Source organism: Azospirillum sp. TSH100, from assembly GCF_004923295.1.
In the GTDB taxonomy this organism is placed as follows: domain Bacteria; phylum Pseudomonadota; class Alphaproteobacteria; order Azospirillales; family Azospirillaceae; genus Azospirillum.
Genome location: NZ_CP039634.1, coordinates 2,657,506 through 2,675,989, shown reverse-complemented (window position 1 = coordinate 2,675,989; position 18,484 = coordinate 2,657,506). Strand labels below are relative to the sequence as shown.

The 18,484-nt window shown below is 67.0% G+C and carries 22 protein-coding genes, 1 tRNA gene and 1 other RNA gene; 11 read left to right on the top strand and 13 right to left on the bottom strand.

Annotated elements, in window-relative coordinates; genetic code table 11:
- Positions 1-189: 189 nt before the first annotated feature.
- From E6C72_RS12680 to rpsU, 5 genes are all read right to left on the bottom strand, one after another.
- Positions 190-1,659, bottom strand: a complete 1,470-nt coding sequence (locus tag E6C72_RS12680) for a deoxyribodipyrimidine photo-lyase (RefSeq protein ID WP_109086127.1) — start codon at positions 1,657-1,659, stop codon at positions 190-192.
- Positions 1,660-1,727: 68 nt separating this feature from the next.
- Positions 1,728-2,429 (bottom strand): ligase-associated DNA damage response endonuclease PdeM, encoded by a 702-nt coding sequence (pdeM, locus tag E6C72_RS12675; protein ID WP_109086288.1) that lies wholly within the window; start codon positions 2,427-2,429, stop codon positions 1,728-1,730.
- Between the two features lie 5 nt (positions 2,430-2,434).
- Positions 2,435-4,933 carry a ligase-associated DNA damage response DEXH box helicase gene (locus E6C72_RS12670; protein WP_109086126.1) on the bottom strand — a complete coding sequence of 833 codons (2,499 nt, stop codon included), beginning with the start codon at positions 4,931-4,933 and terminating at the stop codon, positions 2,435-2,437.
- Between the two features lie 60 nt (positions 4,934-4,993).
- Positions 4,994-5,824, bottom strand: a complete 831-nt coding sequence (panB, locus tag E6C72_RS12665; RefSeq protein WP_109086125.1) for a 3-methyl-2-oxobutanoate hydroxymethyltransferase — start codon at positions 5,822-5,824, stop codon at positions 4,994-4,996.
- A gap of 220 nt (positions 5,825-6,044) precedes the next feature.
- Positions 6,045-6,248 (bottom strand): 30S ribosomal protein S21, encoded by a 204-nt coding sequence (rpsU, locus tag E6C72_RS12660; RefSeq protein ID WP_012974546.1) that lies wholly within the window; start codon positions 6,246-6,248, stop codon positions 6,045-6,047.
- Positions 6,249-6,463: 215 nt separating this feature from the next.
- On the opposite strand from rpsU, the gene def reads away from it, so the two are divergent.
- The 3 genes from def to E6C72_RS12645 all read left to right on the top strand — a co-directional run bounded on the left by def (position 6,464) and on the right by E6C72_RS12645 (position 8,319).
- Positions 6,464-7,045, top strand: a complete 582-nt coding sequence (def, locus tag E6C72_RS12655; protein WP_109086124.1) for a peptide deformylase — start codon at positions 6,464-6,466, stop codon at positions 7,043-7,045.
- 24 nt (positions 7,046-7,069) lie between these two features.
- Positions 7,070-7,765 carry a COQ9 family protein gene (locus tag E6C72_RS12650; protein WP_109086123.1) on the top strand — a complete coding sequence of 232 codons (696 nt, stop codon included), beginning with the start codon at positions 7,070-7,072 and terminating at the stop codon, positions 7,763-7,765.
- 164 nt (positions 7,766-7,929) lie between these two features.
- Entirely contained in the window at positions 7,930-8,319 is a 390-nt protein-coding gene (locus E6C72_RS12645) for a hypothetical protein (RefSeq protein WP_136700741.1), read from the top strand.
- A 185-nt stretch (positions 8,320-8,504) separates the two neighbouring features.
- Here the strand turns inward: E6C72_RS12645 and E6C72_RS12640 are convergent, their stop codons facing one another.
- The 3 genes from E6C72_RS12640 to ssrA all read right to left on the bottom strand — a co-directional run bounded on the left by E6C72_RS12640 (position 8,505) and on the right by ssrA (position 9,815).
- Positions 8,505-8,867 carry a TfoX/Sxy family protein gene (locus tag E6C72_RS12640; RefSeq protein WP_109086121.1) on the bottom strand — a complete coding sequence of 121 codons (363 nt, stop codon included), beginning with the start codon at positions 8,865-8,867 and terminating at the stop codon, positions 8,505-8,507.
- 12 nt (positions 8,868-8,879) lie between these two features.
- Positions 8,880-9,374 (bottom strand): SspB family protein, encoded by a 495-nt coding sequence (locus E6C72_RS12635; protein WP_109086120.1) that lies wholly within the window; start codon positions 9,372-9,374, stop codon positions 8,880-8,882.
- Positions 9,375-9,454: 80 nt separating this feature from the next.
- Positions 9,455-9,815: a transfer-messenger RNA gene (ssrA, locus tag E6C72_RS12630) on the bottom strand.
- Between the two features lie 114 nt (positions 9,816-9,929).
- Between ssrA and thyX the strand changes: the two genes are divergently transcribed.
- Positions 9,930-10,871 carry an FAD-dependent thymidylate synthase gene (gene thyX, locus E6C72_RS12625; protein ID WP_109086119.1) on the top strand — a complete coding sequence of 314 codons (942 nt, stop codon included), beginning with the start codon at positions 9,930-9,932 and terminating at the stop codon, positions 10,869-10,871.
- A gap of 16 nt (positions 10,872-10,887) precedes the next feature.
- Entirely contained in the window at positions 10,888-11,322 is a 435-nt protein-coding gene (locus E6C72_RS12620) for a tetratricopeptide repeat protein (protein ID WP_109086118.1), read from the top strand.
- Positions 11,323-11,343: 21 nt separating this feature from the next.
- On the opposite strand, the gene ruvX is transcribed toward E6C72_RS12620, so the two are convergent.
- Positions 11,344-11,886, bottom strand: coding sequence for a Holliday junction resolvase RuvX (gene ruvX / locus E6C72_RS12615; RefSeq protein ID WP_109086287.1), 543 nt, complete (start codon positions 11,884-11,886; stop codon positions 11,344-11,346).
- Between the two features lie 85 nt (positions 11,887-11,971).
- Here ruvX and E6C72_RS12610 point away from each other — a divergent pair, with 85 nt between their 5' ends.
- From E6C72_RS12610 to gatA, 4 genes are all read left to right on the top strand, one after another.
- On the top strand, positions 11,972-12,505 hold the full coding sequence (locus tag E6C72_RS12610) for a GNAT family N-acetyltransferase (protein ID WP_247875741.1): 534 nt from the start codon (positions 11,972-11,974) through the stop codon (positions 12,503-12,505).
- A 126-nt stretch (positions 12,506-12,631) separates the two neighbouring features.
- Positions 12,632-12,949: a hypothetical protein gene (locus E6C72_RS12605; protein ID WP_247882058.1), complete on the top strand. Its 318-nt coding sequence runs from the start codon at positions 12,632-12,634 to the stop codon at positions 12,947-12,949.
- A gap of 88 nt (positions 12,950-13,037) precedes the next feature.
- Positions 13,038-13,325 (top strand): Asp-tRNA(Asn)/Glu-tRNA(Gln) amidotransferase subunit GatC, encoded by a 288-nt coding sequence (gene gatC / locus E6C72_RS12600; RefSeq protein ID WP_014248134.1) that lies wholly within the window; start codon positions 13,038-13,040, stop codon positions 13,323-13,325.
- A complete protein-coding gene (gatA, locus tag E6C72_RS12595; protein WP_109086115.1) occupies positions 13,325-14,806 on the top strand; it encodes an Asp-tRNA(Asn)/Glu-tRNA(Gln) amidotransferase subunit GatA in 1,482 nt (493 codons plus the stop codon). Before gatC ends, gatA begins: the two co-directional genes overlap by 1 nt.
- 77 nt (positions 14,807-14,883) lie before the next feature.
- Here gatA and E6C72_RS31760 read toward each other — a convergent pair whose 3' ends face one another.
- Positions 14,884-15,060: a hypothetical protein gene (locus tag E6C72_RS31760; RefSeq protein WP_158280171.1), complete on the bottom strand. Its 177-nt coding sequence runs from the start codon at positions 15,058-15,060 to the stop codon at positions 14,884-14,886.
- Positions 15,061-15,136: 76 nt separating this feature from the next.
- Positions 15,137-15,331 carry a hypothetical protein gene (locus E6C72_RS12590; RefSeq protein ID WP_042691138.1) on the bottom strand — a complete coding sequence of 65 codons (195 nt, stop codon included), beginning with the start codon at positions 15,329-15,331 and terminating at the stop codon, positions 15,137-15,139.
- A gap of 174 nt (positions 15,332-15,505) precedes the next feature.
- Here E6C72_RS12590 and E6C72_RS12585 point away from each other — a divergent pair, with 174 nt between their 5' ends.
- Positions 15,506-15,799 (top strand): hypothetical protein, encoded by a 294-nt coding sequence (locus E6C72_RS12585; RefSeq protein ID WP_199228761.1) that lies wholly within the window; start codon positions 15,506-15,508, stop codon positions 15,797-15,799.
- Between the two features lie 46 nt (positions 15,800-15,845).
- Here E6C72_RS12585 and glnA read toward each other — a convergent pair whose 3' ends face one another.
- Together glnA and E6C72_RS12575 are read right to left on the bottom strand one after the other, a co-directional pair.
- Positions 15,846-17,255, bottom strand: a complete 1,410-nt coding sequence (glnA, locus tag E6C72_RS12580) for a type I glutamate--ammonia ligase (protein ID WP_109086114.1) — start codon at positions 17,253-17,255, stop codon at positions 15,846-15,848.
- Between the two features lie 295 nt (positions 17,256-17,550).
- A complete protein-coding gene (locus E6C72_RS12575) occupies positions 17,551-17,889 on the bottom strand; it encodes a P-II family nitrogen regulator (protein ID WP_012974531.1) in 339 nt (112 codons plus the stop codon).
- 368 nt (positions 17,890-18,257) lie between these two features.
- Here E6C72_RS12575 and E6C72_RS12570 point away from each other — a divergent pair.
- Positions 18,258-18,333 (top strand) — tRNA-His (locus E6C72_RS12570).
- Positions 18,334-18,484: the final 151 nt, after the last annotated feature.

Here is an 18,484-nt window from a genome sequence, read left to right as displayed (position 1 = left end):
CGCGACAAGGAAAAAGGCGGCCCCGCGGGAAGGGCCGCCTTGCAGTTCCGCCTTTTCAGGTGGCGGTTGTTCTTTCTTTTTGGGACGGCTTTTTGGGACGGGCGGCCGCACCGGGCCGCTCTGTGAAGAATAGTCCGCCTGCATGACCGTTTGCCGGCGTCGCGGTGACCGTTCGGTGAAGATCAGCGGTCAGTCCGCCGCCTCCACCTTGCCCTTGCGGTCGCTGTAGAGGGCCAGCGCCCGGTCGCGGGCGGAGGCATGGTCGAGGATCGGCCGAGGGTAATCGTCGCCCAGCCGGACGCCGGCCTGCCGCAGCACCTCGGTCGGCGCCGCCCAGGGTTGATGGATCCAGCGCGGCGGCAGGCGGTCCAGCTCAGGCACATAGCGGCGGACGTAGTCACCCTCGGGATCGAACTTCTCGCCCTGCAGCACCGGATTGAAGACGCGGAAGAAGGGGGCGGCGTCGGCGCCGCAGCCGGCCACCCACTGCCAGTTGCCGGCATTCTGGGCCAGATCGGCATCGACCAGCGTGTCCCAGAACCAGCGTTCGCCTTCCTGCCAGGGCAGCAGCAGATCCTTGACCAGGAAGGACGCGACGATCATCCGCACCCGGTTGTGCATCCAGCCGGTTTCCCACAGCTGGCGCATTCCGGCATCGACGATGGGATAGCCGGTACGCCCGCGCTGCCACGCCCGCAGCCCGGCGGCATCCTCGCGCCAGGGGAAATCGGCGAAGCGGCGATCGAGCGGGCTGTCGGGCAACTCCGGCGCGTGGTGCAGCAGGTGATACTGGAACTCTCGCCAGCCCACTTCACGCAGGAAGGCGTCGATTCCGGGCGCCAGTTCCGGCCGGGCATCGGCGGCATGGCGGGCGGCATGCCAGACCTGCCGCGGCCCGATCTCGCCGAAGGCCAGATAGGGCGACAGGGCCGAGGTGCCGGCACGGTCCGGCCGGTCACGCTCGGTGGCATAGACCCCGACCGGCCCGTCGAGGAAATCGGCGAGGTGGGACAGCGCCGCCGTCTCCCCCGGCACCCAGCGCTTGCGCAGCCCGGCCGCCCAATCGGGTTTGGTCGGCAGAAGGCCCCAGCTTTCCAGCGGGTCGCTGGCCGGCGAGGGATCCGGTGTCCTCAGGGCAGCAGGCGCGCGGGTCGGCAGCGGCGGGTTCAGCGTGGCCGACAGATGGCGCCAGAAAGGGGTGAACACCTTGAACGGGCCGCCGCTCTTGTTACGCACCGTCCAGGGTTCGGCCAGCAGGGCGGCGTTGAAACTGCGGGCATCGACGCCACGCGCCTTCAGCCGCTCCTTGATCGTCGAATCGCGGGCGGTCTGGGCGGGTGTGTAGCGGCGGTTCCACAGCACACAGCCCGCCCCGGTTTCGGCGATCAGCGCGTCGAGCACGGCGGCCGGTTCGCCCCGGCGCAGCACCAGCGGCGAGCCGTGGCGGGCGCAGCAGGTGGCGAGCCGTTCCAGGCTGCCATGCAGCCACCAGCGCTGCGCCCCGCCAAACCCCCAGTCGTCCTCCGTCTGCTCCTCCAGGATATAGAGCGGGATGACGGCTGCGCCGCGTTCTCCGGCCGCCTGGGCGGCGGCGGTCACCGCCGGATTGTCGGCAAGGCGCAGGTCGTTGCGGAACCAGACGATGATGGGGGCGGACATACGCTGTGCTCGGTTGTTCGTCTCCGGACCCACCCGATATAGGCCGCGCTCACGCTTCGGCCAGAGTGTCAGCGCGCCCGGTCCGGCGACAAACGGGCGCAGGGGAAGCGATAGACCCGGCCGCGCGCCGTCATCAGCACCTCGAACCCCGGCGCCAGCAGCCCGTCGAAGGCGGCGTCCAGCACGTTCAGCCCGCCGGTGAAGCTGCCGAAAGCCGGCAGGATCAGCCTGGCGCCGTCATGGGCGAAGCAGCGCTCGCGCACCCGCCGCCCGCCCAGCGCGACCGCGGCGGCAGGATGCAGGTGGCCGGACAGCTCGCCCACCGCGCCGGGCTGCGCCTCGTGCCGGAAGGTCAGAGGGCCGAGCGAGAGATCCGCCACCACCCGGCCGCCGAGCCCCTGCGGCGGTTCGGGATCGTGGTTGCCGGTGATCCACACCCAGTCGGCGACGGACGCGGTCAGGCCGCGCAGCCGCTCCACGTCGGCGGGGGCCATCCGCTCCGCCGCGCGGCGGTCGTGGAAGCTGTCGCCGAGGCACAGCACGCGCGCCGGTCGCGCCGTCGCGATCAATTCGGCCAGCCGGTCCAGCGTCGCCCGGGTGTCGTAGGGCGGCAGCAGCCGGCCGCGCGCGGCGAAGGCCGATCCCTTTTCCAGATGCAGGTCGGCGACGGCGAGGATGCCCTCCGCCGGCCACAGCAGGGCCCCCGAGGGATCGGCCAGCAACTCGGCGCCGCACAGCGTCAGCGCCGCGCGGTTCATGGCTTCGGTCATGGGCATCACAGGATCAACCGGCCCTGTTGCGGTCCGGCACGTTTGGCAGCCGGTTTGACGGGCGCCAACTCCGGCATCGCCTCGGCCAGCAGTTCGGCCTCGGCGGCGGCGAGCAGTTCGTCGGTGGCGCTGCCCTCCACCCGCTCGCGGCCGATCTCCAGGATCACCGGCACCGCCAGGGGGGAGATGCGGTCGAGGCCCTTGTGGGTGATCCGTCCGCGCACCCGTGCCAGGAAATCGGACAGGCGGCGGATGTCGGTCAGCCCGCCCGCCGCATCGGCCCGCGTCGCCCGCAGCAGCACATGGCCGGGATCGTGCTTGCGCAGCACATCATAGATCAGGTCCGAGGAGAAGGTGACCTGCCGCCCGGTCTTCTCCTGCCCCGGATGGCGGCGGTCGATCACCCCGGCGATAAGCGCCACGTTGCGGAAGGTCCGCCGCAGCATCGACGATTCGTCCATCCAGGCTTCCAGATCGTCGCCCAGCATGTCCTGATCGAACAGCGTGTCCATGTCGGTGGGCGATCTCAACGACCATACCGCCAGCACATAGTCGGTGGCGACGAAGCCGAGCGGTCCCAGCCCGAAGCGTTCCATCCGCCGGGTCAGCAGCATGCCCAGCGTCTGGTGCGCATTGCGCCCCTCGAAGGCGTAGGCGACGAGGAACTGCTTGCCCGCCTTGGGGAAGGTCTCCACCAGCAGCCCGTCGCGGTTGGGCAGGACCGAGCGGTAACGCTGAAGCCGCAGCCACTCCTGCACGTCTTCCGGCAGCCCGTCCCACTGGCGCGGATCGGCCAGCATGGCGCGCACGCGCTCGGCCAGATGGGTGGTCAGCGGCAGACGCCCGCCGGCATAGGCGGGCACCTTCGGATCGCCGGTGCCGCCCTTGGCGACCTGGGCCTCCATCTCGCGCACGCCGAGGAATTTCAGAAGCTGGCCGGCGAACAGGAAGGTGTCGCCGGGTGTCAGTCCCTGGATGAAATACTCCTCCACCTCCCCCAGCACCGGGCCGCGGTTCAGGCGGACGCGCAGCAGCGCCTCCTGCGTGATGGTGCCGACATTCATGCGGTATTGCCGCGCCACCGCCGGACCGGCCACCGCCATCCGGCCATCCTCGCGCAGCCTCAACCGCTGGAACCGCTCATAGGCCCCGAGCGCATAGCCGCCGGTGGCGACGAAATCGAGCACGTCGTCGAACTCGTCGCGCGTCATCGCGGCATAGGGGGCGGCGGAGACCACCTCCTCATACAACTCGTCCGCCAGGAAGGGGGCGGCGCAGGCCATGCCGAGCAGATGCTGGGCCAGCACGTCCAGCCCGCCCGGGCGCGGCGCCTCGCCGTCCAGCGTGTGGTCGTGCACCGCCTCCAGCGCGGCGCGGCATTCCAGCACCTCGAAGCGGTTGGCGGGGACCAGCAGGGCGCGGCTCGGCTCGTCGAGCCGGTGGTTGGCGCGGCCGATGCGCTGGACCAGCCGGCTTGACCCCTTGGGCGCGCCGATCTGCACCACCAGATCGACCGCCGCCCAGTCGATGCCGAGATCGAGCGAGGAGGTGGCGACCACCGCCCGCAACTCGCCGCGCGCCATGGCGCCCTCGACCTTGCGGCGCTGCTCCACCGCCAGCGAGCCGTGATGCAGCGCGATCGGCAAATTGTCGTCGTTGACCCGCCACAGCGCCTGGAACACCAGTTCGGCCTGGGCGCGGGTGTTGACGAAGAGCAGGGTGGTGCGCTGGCGGCGGACGCGCTCGTAAATCTCCTTCATGGCGTGCATCGCCATGTGGCCGGCCCAGGGCACCCGTTCCTGCGAGGTCAGGATCTCGACCTCCGCCTGGGCGCCACTGCGGCCAAGGACAAGGCGCACATCGTCGGAGTCCGTCCCGTCATATCGGCCGCGGCGCGACAGCCAGGCCAGCAGCCGCTCCGGCTCCGCAACCGTGGCCGACAGCCCGACGCGCCGGGCGGCAGGGGCGAGGCGCGACAGTCGCGCCAGCCCAAGCGCCAGCAGGTCACCGCGCTTGGATCCCGCCAGCGCGTGCAACTCGTCGATGATGACGCAACGCAGATTGCGGAACAGCCGGTCGGCATCGGTGTAGGACAGCAGCAGCGCCAGGCTTTCCGGCGTCGTCATCAGCATGTGCGGCGGGTGCGTGCGCTGGCGCTTCCGCTTGGCCTCCGGCGTGTCGCCGGTGCGGGTTTCCGCCCGGATCGGCAGGCGCATCTCGGCGATCGGCTGTTCCAGGTTGCGCTGGATATCGACAGCCAGCGCCTTCAGCGGCGAGATGTAGAGGGTGTGCAGCCCCTCGCGCGGCCGCTCGGCCAGTTCGATCAGCGAGGGCAGGAAGCCGGCCAGCGTTTTGCCGCCGCCGGTTGGCGCGATCAGCAGCGCGCTCTCCCTCCGCTCGGCAGCCTCCACCATGGCGACCTGATGCGGGTGCGGCGCCCAGCCGCGCGACCGGAACCACGCGGCGACGTTGGGCGGAATCGGGGCGGGGGAGGGTGCATCCATGGCGGTCGGACTGTAACGGATCGCCTGGAACGGAGGAAGAACGAAGTGCGGATGAGGGCCTTACACCGCAGCCTTCTTCACCCCGAAGCAATGCTCCGGCCCCGGAAAGGCGCGGGTCCGCACTTCGGCCGCGTAGGTCGCGGCGGCTTCGCTGACGGTCTCGCCCAGGTTGGCGTAGCGCTTGACGAATTTCGGCTGGAAGGCGCCGAACAGGCCCAGCATGTCGTCGGTGACCAGAACCTGACCGTCGCAGGCCGGCGAGCCGCCGATGCCGATGGTGGGGATCGCCACCTCTTCGGTGATGCGTCGGGCCAGCGCTTCCATCGTGCCCTCGATCACCAGGGTGAAGGCGCCGGCTTCGGTGATCGCGCGGGCGTCGGCGGCGATCCGCTCGGCGGCCTCGGCATCGCGGCCGACCGCCTTGTAGCCGCCGAGCGTGTTCACCGATTGCGGCGTCAGCCCGACATGCCCCATCACCGGGATGCCGCGGGCGGTCAGGAAGGCCACCGTCTCGGCCATCTCCAGCCCGCCTTCCAGCTTCACGGCCTGGGCGCCCGTTTCCGCCATCACGCGGGCCGAGGCGCGGAAGGCCGCTTCCTTGCTCTCCTGATAGCTGCCGAAGGGCAGATCGACCACGACACAGGCCCGTTCGGACGCGCGCACCACGGCGGCGCCATGGGCGATCATCATGTCCAGCGTCACCGGCAGCGTGCTGTCCAGCCCATAGACCACCATGCCAAGCGAATCACCGACCAGCAGGATATCGACATGTGGGTCGAGCAGCCGGGCAACCGGGGCGGTGTAGGCGGTCAGGCAGACGATGGGTTCGCCCCCCTTGCGGGCGCGCAATGCCGGAACCGACTGGCGGGCGGTGAGGTTGGAAGCGCTCATGATCGGGCCTTTCCAAGGCAGGCGGCAGCGGGCCGAAGGGGGGCGATCCAGCTCGCTGACCATTCAATACGCTTGGCCGACGCACAGTCGGACCAAGAAAAACGGCGCAGATACACCAAAACCGCCCACGCGAGGTTCGCGGGACGGTCGGGTGCAAGACACAAGGGGTCTTGGGCGCGCATCACACGCGCCCTTCGCAGTCGCTAGGCGCGACCGGCGATTAGTAGCCCTCGCGTTCCATCCGCTTGCGGAGCAGCTTGCGGGTGCGACGCACCGCTTCAGCCTTCTCACGCGCGCGCTTCTCCGAGGGCTTCTCGTAGTTACGGCGGAGCTTCATTTCACGGAAAATGCCCTCGCGCTGCATCTTCTTCTTGAGCGCGCGGAGGGCCTGATCGACGTTGTTATCTCGGACCAGAACTTGCACGTTAACCGTCACCCTTCCAAGTGAAGCATGTTGCGCCAAGGCAACAAATAGGTATGCGCGGCAGGCGCACCCCTTGTGTGGGGGCAGTGTGTAGCACGCCCCTGCACCTTTGTGAAGGGGAGTCTTCGGTTCATCCGCATAAGCTCGGCCATAAGCCCGGCCACACCCACAGGAATCGGTTGCTCCACCCGCCAGCACACTCCAGATATAGCGGCATGCCAGTGCTTCCAATCGCCCGGATGGGCAATCCCGTGCTCCGCCAGATCGCGGAGCCCATCGCCGACCCGACCGATCCGGCCGTAGCCCGGCTGGCGGCCGACATGATCGCCACCATGCTGGACGCGCCTGGAGTTGGTCTCGCCGCGCCGCAGATCGCGGAGTCGCGCCGGATCATCGTCTTCCGCGTCCCCGCCGACCGTGGCGAGGGGGAGGAGGTGGCGAACACCGTCCTGGTCAATCCGGTGATCGAGCCGCTGACCGACGAAAAGGCCTTGGGCTGGGAAGGCTGCCTGTCGATTCCCGGCCTGCGCGGTCTGGTGCCGCGCCACACGCGCATCCGCTACCGTGGCTATGGTCTCGACGGCGCCCGCATCGAGCGGGAGGCGTCCGGTTTCCATGCCCGTGTGGTCCAGCACGAGGTCGACCACCTGGATGGCGTGCTCTATCTTGATCGCATGGACGATCTGCATCTTCTTGTCTGCACCGAGGAGATGCATCACATCAACGCCGCGCTCGCCGCGGCGACTCATATCATCGCCGCGCCGGGCGCGGCCAAGGACGCGCCGCCCCGGAGCTGAGGGCGGACGCTGGGAGAGTTGGCTATGAGCATCGACACGCTACGCGACGAGATCCTGGTGGCGAGCCTGCCCAACGTCGTCTTCGACGGCTGGAGCCTGCAGTCCCTGCGCGACGGCACCGAGATGGCGGGGCACGAGCCGTCGGCCCTGCTGCGCGCCTTCCCCGGCGGCGTCACCGACGCGGTGGAGCATTTCGCCGATTGGGCCGACCGACAGATGCTCGACCGGCTGGAGTCGATGCCGCTGGCCGAGATGAAGGTGCGCGAGCGCATTTCGCTGGCCGTCCGCACCTATTTCGATGTGCTGGAGCCCTATCGCGAGGCCAAGCGCCGGCAGCTCTCCTATCTGGCCATGCCGCAGAATGTGACGCTCGGCCTGCGGCTGCTCTACCGCACGGTCGATGCGATGTGGTTCGCCGCCGGGGACAGCGCGACCGATTACAACCACTATACCAAGCGCGCGCTGCTGGCCGCGGTGGTCAGCTCTTCCACCTTCTATTGGCTCGACGACAAGTCGGACGACCATGCCGAGACCCGCGCCTTCATCGACCGCCGCCTGGCCGACGTGATGGCGGTGGGCAAGGCGACCTCGTCGGTCGGCAAGCTCGGCTCGATGCTGAACATCCTGCCCAACCCGCTGCGATTCGCCCGCCAGATGCGCCAGCGCACCGCCGGCGCCCAGGCGAGCAATGCGACGATCCACATGGCGGACAAAATCTGAACGGCAGTTTCAAGACTTATTCGGCTCGATGGAAGACTGAACGAATACCGTGTATCCGAAAGCATTGTGAAAACACTTTAATGATGCTTCACTTCAAGCCATGGTGGTGTGACGCGCAATGAAAGCCTCTCCCGCCGCTTTGAAAGAATGCATAGGGTCGCAAAATGAAGAAACTCGCCTTCGTCGCGCTTTTTGTATCTGGCGTCGCTGTTTCCGCTTGCGTTCCTCCGACAATGTATGACGAGCAGGCCATGTATAGGCCGGGCGGCGCGTTGGCCGACAAGCAAAGCGGTCCGGCGGTGCTCGCCAACATCAACGACGCCGCTGTAAACGCGATGTTCCCGAAGGGTACGCAGAAATCGACCGTCATGCAGTCACTGGGCGTGCCGATGTCAACCTCGACCAGTTCGGACGGAACATCGACCCAGACCTATATGTATTCTCTTACCAGCTATCAGCGGAAGATCGTTCAGTCGAATGTGCTGACAGTCAAATATGACCGCAACAACGCGGTTGAAACCCTGACCCTGTCGGCGTCAAACAACACTTGGTAACCGCCGCAGCGGATCAGCAGAGTTTTGCGAGTATATGCAATCAAGGGGCGCGTCCGTGACTGCGCGCCGGACGCCCCTTCCTGTCTGGGGAAGTGGCTTTCGATGACGTCGCTGGTGTGTGGCGCCGCCGAGCCGTCACGGCGCGTGAGTGATGGCGTTCCGTCTCCCGCTTCGAGGGCGGAGCCCTACTTCCGCTTCGTCTTCGCCGCCTTCTTGGCTGCGGCCCGCAGCGCCGCCTCGAATCCAGAGCGGGCCCAGGGCAGCAACTCGTCGCGGTCGTCCAAGGCCGAGTCGGGCGGTGGGTAGTAGGAGAGGGTGGTCGGCTTGTCCGGCATCGGCCGGAAGGGCTCCAGGCCCAAATCCGCGAACGCCGCGCGGTTCACTTCGTCCGCCTTGAGATACAGGATCTCATCGGCGATCAGTGCGAAGGTCAGTCCGTCGATGGACAGGCCATAGCCGCCGAACATGCGGCGCACGCGCACATCGCCCAGCGGCGCCAGCATCTCGCAGAGTGTCGAGACATACTCGCTGGGCGGCCGGGCGGGCATCGGTCTGGAGGGTTACTTCTTGCGGAAGGCGTCCAGGGCAACCACTTCACCGCGCTTCGGCTCCTCGGCCGGGGCGCTTTCCTCCACCTTCTCCTCGGCACGCTCGGCGGCGCGGGGCGGCATGGTGGCGACCTCCGCCGATTCGGCGGCGGCGAGCGGCTGGAACTGGAGCGCGAAGTTCACCGACGGGTCGGCGAAGGTGGTGATGGCGGCGAACGGAATCACCAGCCGCTCATGCACATTGTTGAAGCTCAGCGTGACCTCGAAATGGTCGTCCGTCACGTCCAGGCCGTAATACTGGAACTGGAGGACGATGGTCATCTCGTTCGGATACTGGGAGGCCAGATAATCCGGGATCTCGACGCCGGGGAAACCGGTGCGGAAGGTCAGGTAGAAATGGTGATTGCCCGGCAAGCCGCGCTCGGCAACCTCGGTCAGCGCGTCGCGGACAACGCCGCGCAACGCGGTCTCGACCATACGGTCATAGCGGAGCTGCTCTTTCGGCATGCTTGGGCGGGTCCCTGGTAACGCGATCGGTCTTGAGCGCTCCGCTTTGGCAAGGGCCGGCACGAAACGCTGGGAAAAGAGGTGTGGGCCTTCTGTTGCTAGGCGGCCCACGGCCCCACCCTTGGGCGCTAACCCGCGGGGATTAGGTTTAGGCTACCAGCCGCCGTTAGGCAGCGAGGCGAGCCTGAGCAACGTTGTCGTTGGCAACTATTGCAACGGCCCGATAACGGCGGAACCATGCCGAGCGAAAACCATGCCTTTACCACGCGTGTCGATCCTGTTTCGCCCCCAACGACCCCGGTCAACGAGTCCGGTGTGTGGTTGGTGGAGGCGCCGGGTACCGCCCCCGGGTCCACAACGCTTATTCCACAAGGCGTTTATCGCCATAGTCGGCGAACCGACGTCGCGAATATAGGCACTCCCGCCCGGCAAGGGAAGGGGCTGTGTGGCATCATCGCCGAATGCGTTGCCGTGACGCGGGCGGTTCCAGAATGTCGGCTTGCACCGGCGACCTGCTCTGCTTAAGAGTCCGGCCGTTGCAGCCCCGGAGTCACCATGCCGATCACGCCCGAGCAGCGCGACGAAATCGATCGCCTGCGCGCCGTCACCGCCACCACCCGCCGCGCCACCGTCCCGGCCCTGGAGGACATCCTCTATCAGCCGCTGGAGGTGCTGGACCACGGCTTCGTCCGCGTCATCGACTATATGGGCGACGATGCGGCGGTCGTGCAGGCGGCGCGCGTGTCCTATGGCAAGGGCACCAAGAAGGTCAGCGAGGATTCCGGCCTCATCAAGTATCTGATGCGCCATCGCCACTCGACTCCGTTCGAGATGTGCGAGATCAAGTTCCATGTGAAGCTGCCGATCTTCGTCGCCCGCCAATGGATTCGCCACCGCACCGCGAACGTGAACGAATATTCGGCGCGCTACTCCATCCTCGACCGTGAGTTCTACGTGCCGGCGCCGGAACAGCTGGGCGCCCAGGCGGTGGTGAACCGCCAGGGCCGCGGCGACGTGCTGGAGGGCGAGGAGGCGGCCAACGTCATGCGGCTGCTGCGTGAGGATTCCGAGCGCGCCTACAGCCACTATGAGGAGATGTTGAACCACCGCGAGGACGGCACGGTCATCGACCCCTCCCGCCAGGGTCTGGCGCGTGAGCTGGCGCGGATGAACCTGTCGCTGAACTACTACACGCAATGGTACTGGAAAGTCGATCTCCACAACCTTCTGCATTTCCTGTCGCTGCGCGCCGACAGCCATGCCCAGTATGAAATCCGCGTCTATGCCGACGCGATGCTGGACGTGGTGAAGCGCTGGGTCCCGGCGGTCTTCGAGTCCTTCACCGAATACCGCATGGGCGGCGCCCACCTGTCGCGCACAGGCCTCGACGTGGTGAAGCGTCTGCTGGCCGGCGAGCCGGTGACGCAGGAGGCCAGCGGCTTGTCCAAGCGCGAATGGCGCGAGCTGATGGACCAGCTCGGCCGCAGCGAAGCCTGAGACAGGACCCGAACCGATGACGCCGGATCAGGCCGAAAGCATCTATCGCCAGGGCCTGATCGCCGCGCAGGCCGGACGCTGGGCCGAGGCGCAGGAACTGATCGCCCAGGCCATCACCGCCCGCCCCGGCGTCGCCGTCTGGTGGGCCACCTACGGGCTGGTGATGGAAAGCCAGGGCGATCTGCCGGGTGCCGTGCAGGCATTCGCCGGGGCGCTGAACCTCGACGGCGATCTCGCCATGGCGATGAACGGCCTGCTTTCAGCGGCGGAGACGCTTGCCGCGGCCGGCCACGCCGATCTGGCGGAGGGGATTTACTGCCGCGCGCTGGCGCTCGCCCCCGGAACGCCGGCCGCCCTGGTCAAGGCCAGCGCCCTGCTGCTGGTGCAGGGAATCGACCCGTCGAAGCTGCTGCACCGCGCCGCACTGCTGCGGCCGGACGCTCATGCCTGAGTGCGGAGGACTGACCCTGGGTCAGTCGCGGTCGTCGTGGTCTTCGTCGTCCCGCTCGTCCTCATCCGCTTCGCTCGCGAGGCGGCGCTGGTTCGCCAGCATGTCGAGTGCGCCTTGAAGGATGTAGGCGGCGGCCATCTTGTCCACCACCTCGTCCCGGCGTTTCCGGGTCATGTCGGCCTCGCCGATCATGAAGCGTTCGACGGCCGAGGTCGACAGCCGTTCGTCCCAGAAGGCGATCTCCGCCTCCCAGCCCAGCAGGTCGGACCGTTCCAGCAGATTGTTGGCAAAGGCGCGGACCGACTCGGCGCGCGGCCCCTCCGTCCCGTCCATGTTCAGCGGCAGCCCGACCACCAGCCCGCCGATGCTGTAATCGCGGATGGTCTTGCCAAGCTCGCGCGCGTCCTGGGTGAATTTGGTGCGCTTCAGCGTGCCGATGGGGGATGCGACGATCAGCCCCGGATCGGCCACCGCCAGCCCGACGGTCTTGGTGCCGACGTCAAGACCAAGCAAACGTTGGTTTTTGCCCAGCCGGGCTGCGAGTTCGGAGAGGGTGTGGATCATCATCCGACCATAGGGCCGCAGCCTTGTCACCGCAAGATCGCTTGAGTTGTTGCAAAAGATACTTAGTTTCCTAAGTATGATCGCCATGCCCTCCCGCACCATCCTGTCCCACCGGCCGCTGGCCGACGCCGACATCCCCGCGATCTGCGGCTTTCCCCGCAGCGCCGAAGAGCTGTATTTCCTGTTCCCGCGCGCGGTCTGGCCGCTGACCCCTGATCAGGTCCGCGCGACGCTCGGCATCCGCCGCGATCCCACCGTGGTCACCCTGACCGAGGATGGGCGGGAGCGCGTGGTCGGCTACGCCAACTACGCCACCTTTGAGGACGGCCGTACCGCCAGCATCGGCAATGTCAGCGTCGATCCGGCCCTGCGTCGCCGCGGCATCGCCGAATATGTGGTGCGGACAATGATCGACCGCGCGTTCGACCATCATCACCTGCCCGAACTGACGCTCTACTGCTTCAACACCAACACGCCAGCCCTGCTGCTCTATGCCAAGTTGGGCATGACACCGATCGGGCTCGAGACGCGGGTGACGCCCTGGGGCGAGCCGATCGCCCTGTTCAAGCTGCGCATGGACCGCGCCGGCTGGCGCTCCGCCGCTCCCATCGCCGCCTGACGTCCTTCCGAAGATTTAATGATTGCACCGCTGGCGGACCGGCCGGTGCGGCGTATAGTCGGCATCCAGGCCGATGACCGACGGCCGGTTGATGAGCCAGATCGACGGAGCGGACGGATGAGCAGGATGGGCGCGGATGCAAACCGGCGTGCGGTGCTGGCCGGACTTGCCGGGCTGGTGAGTGGCGGTGCCGGGCTGTTTGCCGCCGGAGGGGCGAAGGCCATCACCGCGCAGTCCAGTTCGGATTACGGCGCGATGCTGGACGCCGCCTGCGGTGCCAGCGCCGACCACAAGCGCCAGATCGCCGCGGTGGAGAAGACGCTGGGCGTCCTTCTGCCTGACGCGCGGGTGGTGGAGGCGTTGCAACGCACCCAATGCCCGTCCTGCGGATGTCCGCTGGCACTGGCCGCCGGGCTTGCGAAAGGCGATGCCGGCGCCTTCTGAGCGGCGGAATGGCCGCAATCGTTGCGGATGAAGCCGGCGGGTGCTAGCTTCGCGGCCGATTTCCAATGTTTTGGAAGAGAGTAGAGGCATGTCGCTCGACAAGGCCACGGTGGCCAAGATCGCGCATCTGGCCCGCATCAAGGTGCCGGACGAGGAACTGGAATCCCTGGCCGGGGAACTGAGCCAGATTCTGACCTTCGTGGAACAGCTCAACGAGGTCGACACGAAGGACGTGCCGCCGATGACCAGCGTCGCCGCGCAGAAGCTGCGCCGCCGCAAGGACGAGGTCACCGACGGCGGTTACGCCGCGCAGGTCCTGTCGAACGGTCCGGAAACGGCCGAAGGCTTCTACGTCGTGCCCAAGGTGGTCGAGTGATGACGGCGCTCACGCATCTGACGATGGCGGAGGCCCTGGACGGCCTCGCCAAGAAGGACTTCACCGCGGTCGAGTTGACCGAGGCGCATGTGCGCGCGGTCGAGGCCGTGCGTCCCTTCAACATCTTCATCACCGAGACCCCCGACGCCGCCCTGTCGATGGCCAAGGCCAGCGACGAGCGCCGTGCCAAGGGGGAGGCTGGGCCGATGGACGGCCTGCCCATCGCGGTGAAGGACCTGTTCTGCACCAAGGGCGTCTCGACCACCGCCGGCAGCCATATCCTGGACGGCTTCAAGCCGGAATATGAATCCACGGTGACCTCCCAGCTGTGGCGCGACGGCGCCGTCATGCTGGGCAAGGTGAACCTGGACGAGTTCGCCATGGGCTCGGCCACCATCACCGCCCACCAGGGCGAGACGGTCAGCCCGTGGAGCCCCGGCGCTCCCGGCGCCTGGGAGAAGAAGATCGTCGCCGGCGGCTCGTCGGGCGGGTCCGCCGCGGTGATCGCCGCGCGCGCCGCGCTGGGCGCCACCGGCACCGACACCGGCGGTTCGATCCGCCAGCCGGCCGGCTACACCGGCACCGTCGGCATCAAGCCGACCTACGGCCGCTGCTCGCGCTGGGGCATCGTCGCCTACGCCTCCTCGCTGGATCAGGCCGGGCCGATGACCCGGACGGTCGAGGATGCGGCGATCATGCTGCGCTCCATGTGCGGCTTCGATCCGAAGGACTCCACCTCGGTCGACATGCCGGTGCCGGATTTCCGTGCCGCTCTGACCGGCGACATCCGTGGCCTGCGCGTCGGCATTCCCAAGGAATACCGGGTCGAGGGCCTGTCGGCCGAGATCGCCGCGCTGTGGGACCAGGGCATCGCCTGGCTGAAGGAGGCCGGCGCCGAGCCGGTCGAGGTCAGCCTCCCGCACACCAAATACGCGCTGGCCGCCTATTACATCATCGCCCCAGCCGAGGCGTCGTCCAACCTCGCGCGCTATGACGGCGTGCGCTACGGCCTGCGGGTCGAGGGCGGCAACCTCAAGGAGATGTACGAGAACACCCGCGGCGCCGGCTTCGGCAAGGAAGTGCAGCGCCGCATCCTGATCGGCACCTATGTGCTGTCGGCCGGCTATTACGATGCCTATTACAACAAGGCCCGTCAGGTGCGCACGCGCATCAAGTGGGACTTCGACGAGGCGTTCAAGAGCTGCGACGTCATCCTGACGCCGACCGCCCCCAGCACGCCCTTCGCCATTGGCGAGAAGATGGACGATCCGGTGCAGATGTACCTGAACGACGTCTTCACCGTTCCGATCAACCTCGCCGGCCTGCCGGCCATGTCGGTCCCGGCCGGCCTGGGCGTCGACGGCCTGCCGCTCGGCCTCCAGCTGATCGGCCGCCCGTTCGACGAGGAGACGCTGCTGCGCGTCGGACAGGTCGTCGAGAAGGCCGCCAACGTCACCGCGCTTCCGCCCTTCGTGGCGTGACGCGGGTAGCATGACAGCGAAAGGGCCGGCTCACGGGAGCCGGCCCTTTTCGTTTTGGGGGGACGCTGCGGACGCCTTTACGCCCCGCCGATGCCCTGCACATAGGTCTCGCCAGTTTTCGGATCGATGGTCTCGCCCGTCCCCGGCGTGCCCGGCGGCGCTTCGTCCTTGTCGCTCATCGGTTCGACCGCCGGCTTCACCGGGATCGGCTTGGTCGCCGGACCATCGGTCTGCTGCGTCTTCCCTTCGGCCATGGCGGCTGTCTCCCTCTGTTGGCTCGCTTCACCTCAACCAACAGACCGCCCGCCGCTTCGTCACCCTTGGTTCCGGCTATTCGGCGGCCTCAAGCGCCACGCGGGCCAGTTCCAGCAGCTTCCTGTCCACCTCCTCCTCGTCATAGCCGGGGTTGTCGGCCAGGGAGTCGCGCAGGCGCATGGTGATGAACTCACCGGTGTGGTGTTTCTCGTAGAGACGGACGTCGCCCAGCGCCTTGGCGACGCGGTGCAGCCGATCGCGATCCATCATGCTCTCCAGTCTTGTTCATCCATCTTGATCATTGCGGTGGCAACAGCCGGGCCGGCGCATCATTCCTGTGCGTCGGTTTCTCCATGCGCCGTACTGCGCTTGGATGGCGGAACAGGAGACGGTCTTCCGGCGTCCCTGTTGATGTCGGCAATCATGGCGATTGGGGGCGAAGGCATGGACCCGGGGAACGATCAACGGCGCGAACTGCTTACCCGCGTCCGCCATGTCGTGGAGCATTACGAGCGCCACAGCACCGCCGGCCCCGCCATCATGCGCGGGGTGCGCTACGACCTTGCGGTGCGGGCGACCGACCTGAACGGCGACGGCTGCCTGTTCCCGGCCTGCACCTGCGCCAAGGCGGACTGTGCGGAGCGCAAGGGATGTGCGCCGCCCGATGTCGGTGTCTGGATGGAGCGGGCCCAAAAAGAAAACCGCCCCCGGCGCGAACCGGGAGCGGCTTTCGAATGATGCGTGACCGGCCGCGGCGCCCGTTGTCGGACGCCGCGCGGCACCATCAAACCGAGTAGTACATCTTGTACTCGATCGGGTGCGGCATGGTCTCGAAGGCCATCATCTCTTCCGTGCGGAGGTCGATGTAGCCGTCGATCATGTCCTGCGAGAAGACGTCGCCCTTGCGCAGGAACTCGTTGTCCTCACGCAGGGAGTTCAGGGCTTCGCGCAGCGAGCCGCAGACGGTCGGGACCTTGGCCAGCTCTTCCGGCGGCAGGTCGTACAGGTTCTTGTCCATCGCGTCGCCCGGATGGATCTTGTTCTGGATGCCGTCCAGGCCGGCCATCAGCATGGCGGCGAAGGCCAGGTACGGGTTGGCCGACGGATCCGGGAAGCGGACCTCGACGCGCTTGCCCTTCGGCGAGGCGACGTACGGGATGCGGCAGGACGCCGAACGGTTGCGGGCCGAATAGGCCAGCAGCACCGGAGCCTCATAGCCCGGGACCAGACGCTTGTAGCTGTTGGTCGACGGGTTGGTGAAGGCGTTCAGCGCCTTGGCGTGCTTGATGATGCCGCCGATGTAGTACAGCGCCAGCTCCGACAGGTCGGCATACTGGTTGCCGGCGAACAGCGGCTGGCCGTCCTTCCAGATCGACTGGTGGCAGTGCATGCCCGAACCGTTGTCGCCGAAGACCGGCTTCGGCATGAAGGTCGCGGTCTTGCCATAGGCGTGGGCGACGTTGTGCACCACGTACTTGTAGTACTGCATGTTGTCGCCGGTGCGGACCAGCGTGTCGAACTTGATGCCCAGCTCGTGCTGGGCGGCAGCCACCTCGTGGTGGTGCTTCTCGACCGGAACGCCCATCTCGGCCAGGACGCTCAGCATCTCGGCGCGCAGGTCGTTGCAGCTGTCGACCGGAGCGACCGGGAAATAGCCGCCCTTGGTGCCCGGGCGGTGGCCCAGGTTGCCGTCCTCATAATCCTTGCCCGACGAGTAGGAACCCTCGTCCGAGGCGAACTCGTAGGACACCTTGTTCATGTCGACGGAGTACTTGACGTCGTCGAACACGAAGAACTCGGCTTCCGGGCCGAAGAAGACGGTGTCGCCGATGCCGGCCGAAGCGGTGTACTTCTCGGCGGCCTTGGCGATGCCGCGCGGGCAGCGGGCATAGGCGCCGCCGGTACCCGGATCGTACACGTCGCAGAGGATGTTCAGCGTCGGCTGGGCGGCGAACGGATCCATGACGGCCGTCGTCGGGTCCAGCTTCAGGATCATGTCCGACTCTTCGATGCCCTTCCAGCCGGCGATCGAGGAACCGTCGAACATGATGCCGTCTTCGAACACGTCCTCGTCGATGGTCGAGACGTGCTGGGCCGTGTGGTGCAGCTTGCCGCGCGGGTCGGTGAAGCGCAGGTCCACGTACTTGACGTCGTGTTCCTTGATCAGGTCGAAGACCTTGCTGATGTCGGACATGTCTCTTTTTCCACGCTTTAAGAGGGTTGGATCCCGCTGCGTCAAGCCGCTGCCCAAGCCCCGAAGGGGCTCTGGCGGCGGAGTGCGGCGCTCGCGGCGGACGTTATCTCACGCCTTTCTTCCCCGCACAACGCGCCAACCCAAAAAGTCGCACGTTCGCCATAGGCGGCCTTCGGCCGTTCGGCGAGGGGTGCGGCCGGGGCCGGCGTGAGGGGGAGGGGAAATCGGCGCATGTTGGCGGGTGCTGGTCGGAAGCGATCCGGTCGGACGGTCGGGATGTCGGGCGGTTGCGCGATCAGATCGCGTCGGCACCCTTCTCCCCGGTGCGGATGCGGACGACTTCCTCCACGGGCGTGACGAAGATCTTGCCGTCGCCGATGCGGCCGGTGTGCGCGGCCTGCTGGATCGCCTCGATCGCCCGTTCCACCAGGGAGTCTTCCATCACCACCTCGATCTTCACCTTCGGCAGGAAGTCCACGACGTATTCCGCGCCGCGGTAAAGCTCCGTGTGGCCCTTCTGGCGGCCGAAGCCCTTGGCTTCGGTGACGGTGATCCCCTTGATCCCGACTTCGTGAAGGGCTTCCTTCACCTCGTCGAGCTTGAACGGCTTGATGATGGCTTCGATCTTCTTCATGGGTCTCTCGTGTACGAGGTGCCAACGCCGGCAGGCACCGTCCACGGCACTGCCGACAGCGACGACGGTAAGCATGGAACGTGCCACATTCGGCCAATCCGGTCCGGCGGCATCGACGCTGGTCATAAGACGGTCGGATGCCGTCCGATGGGGCAGGGTGCTGCCGAAGGATTCAGCGGAGTGAACAATATTTGTGCAACTGGCGCAAGCGCTCCGCGGTGGCGCGCGTTTGAAAGCCCCATCAGCCGGGCGAAAGGGGTGCTGCTCCGCTCCGAAAGAAGTTTTTTCGCTTTTCGTGAAAAAGGCGCTTGACCGGGCAGTCGTGGTGGAGCATAACGCGGCTCCCGACGGCGGAAACGCTGACGGCGGCGGTGGTAGCTCAGTTGGTAGAGCTCTCGGTTGTGGTCCGAGCGGTCGTGGGTTCGAGTCCCATCCATCGCCCCATCCTATTATTCGCGTCCAGCGAAAATTTTGTTTGATAAACGCCCGCACGGCTTAAACGCCGTTTCGCGGGCGTTTATGCTTGTCCGTATGAGTTTCCAGGGTGAGGACATCGCCTACGGGTAGAGCGGGCGTGCTGGTCCTCGCCCGCCCG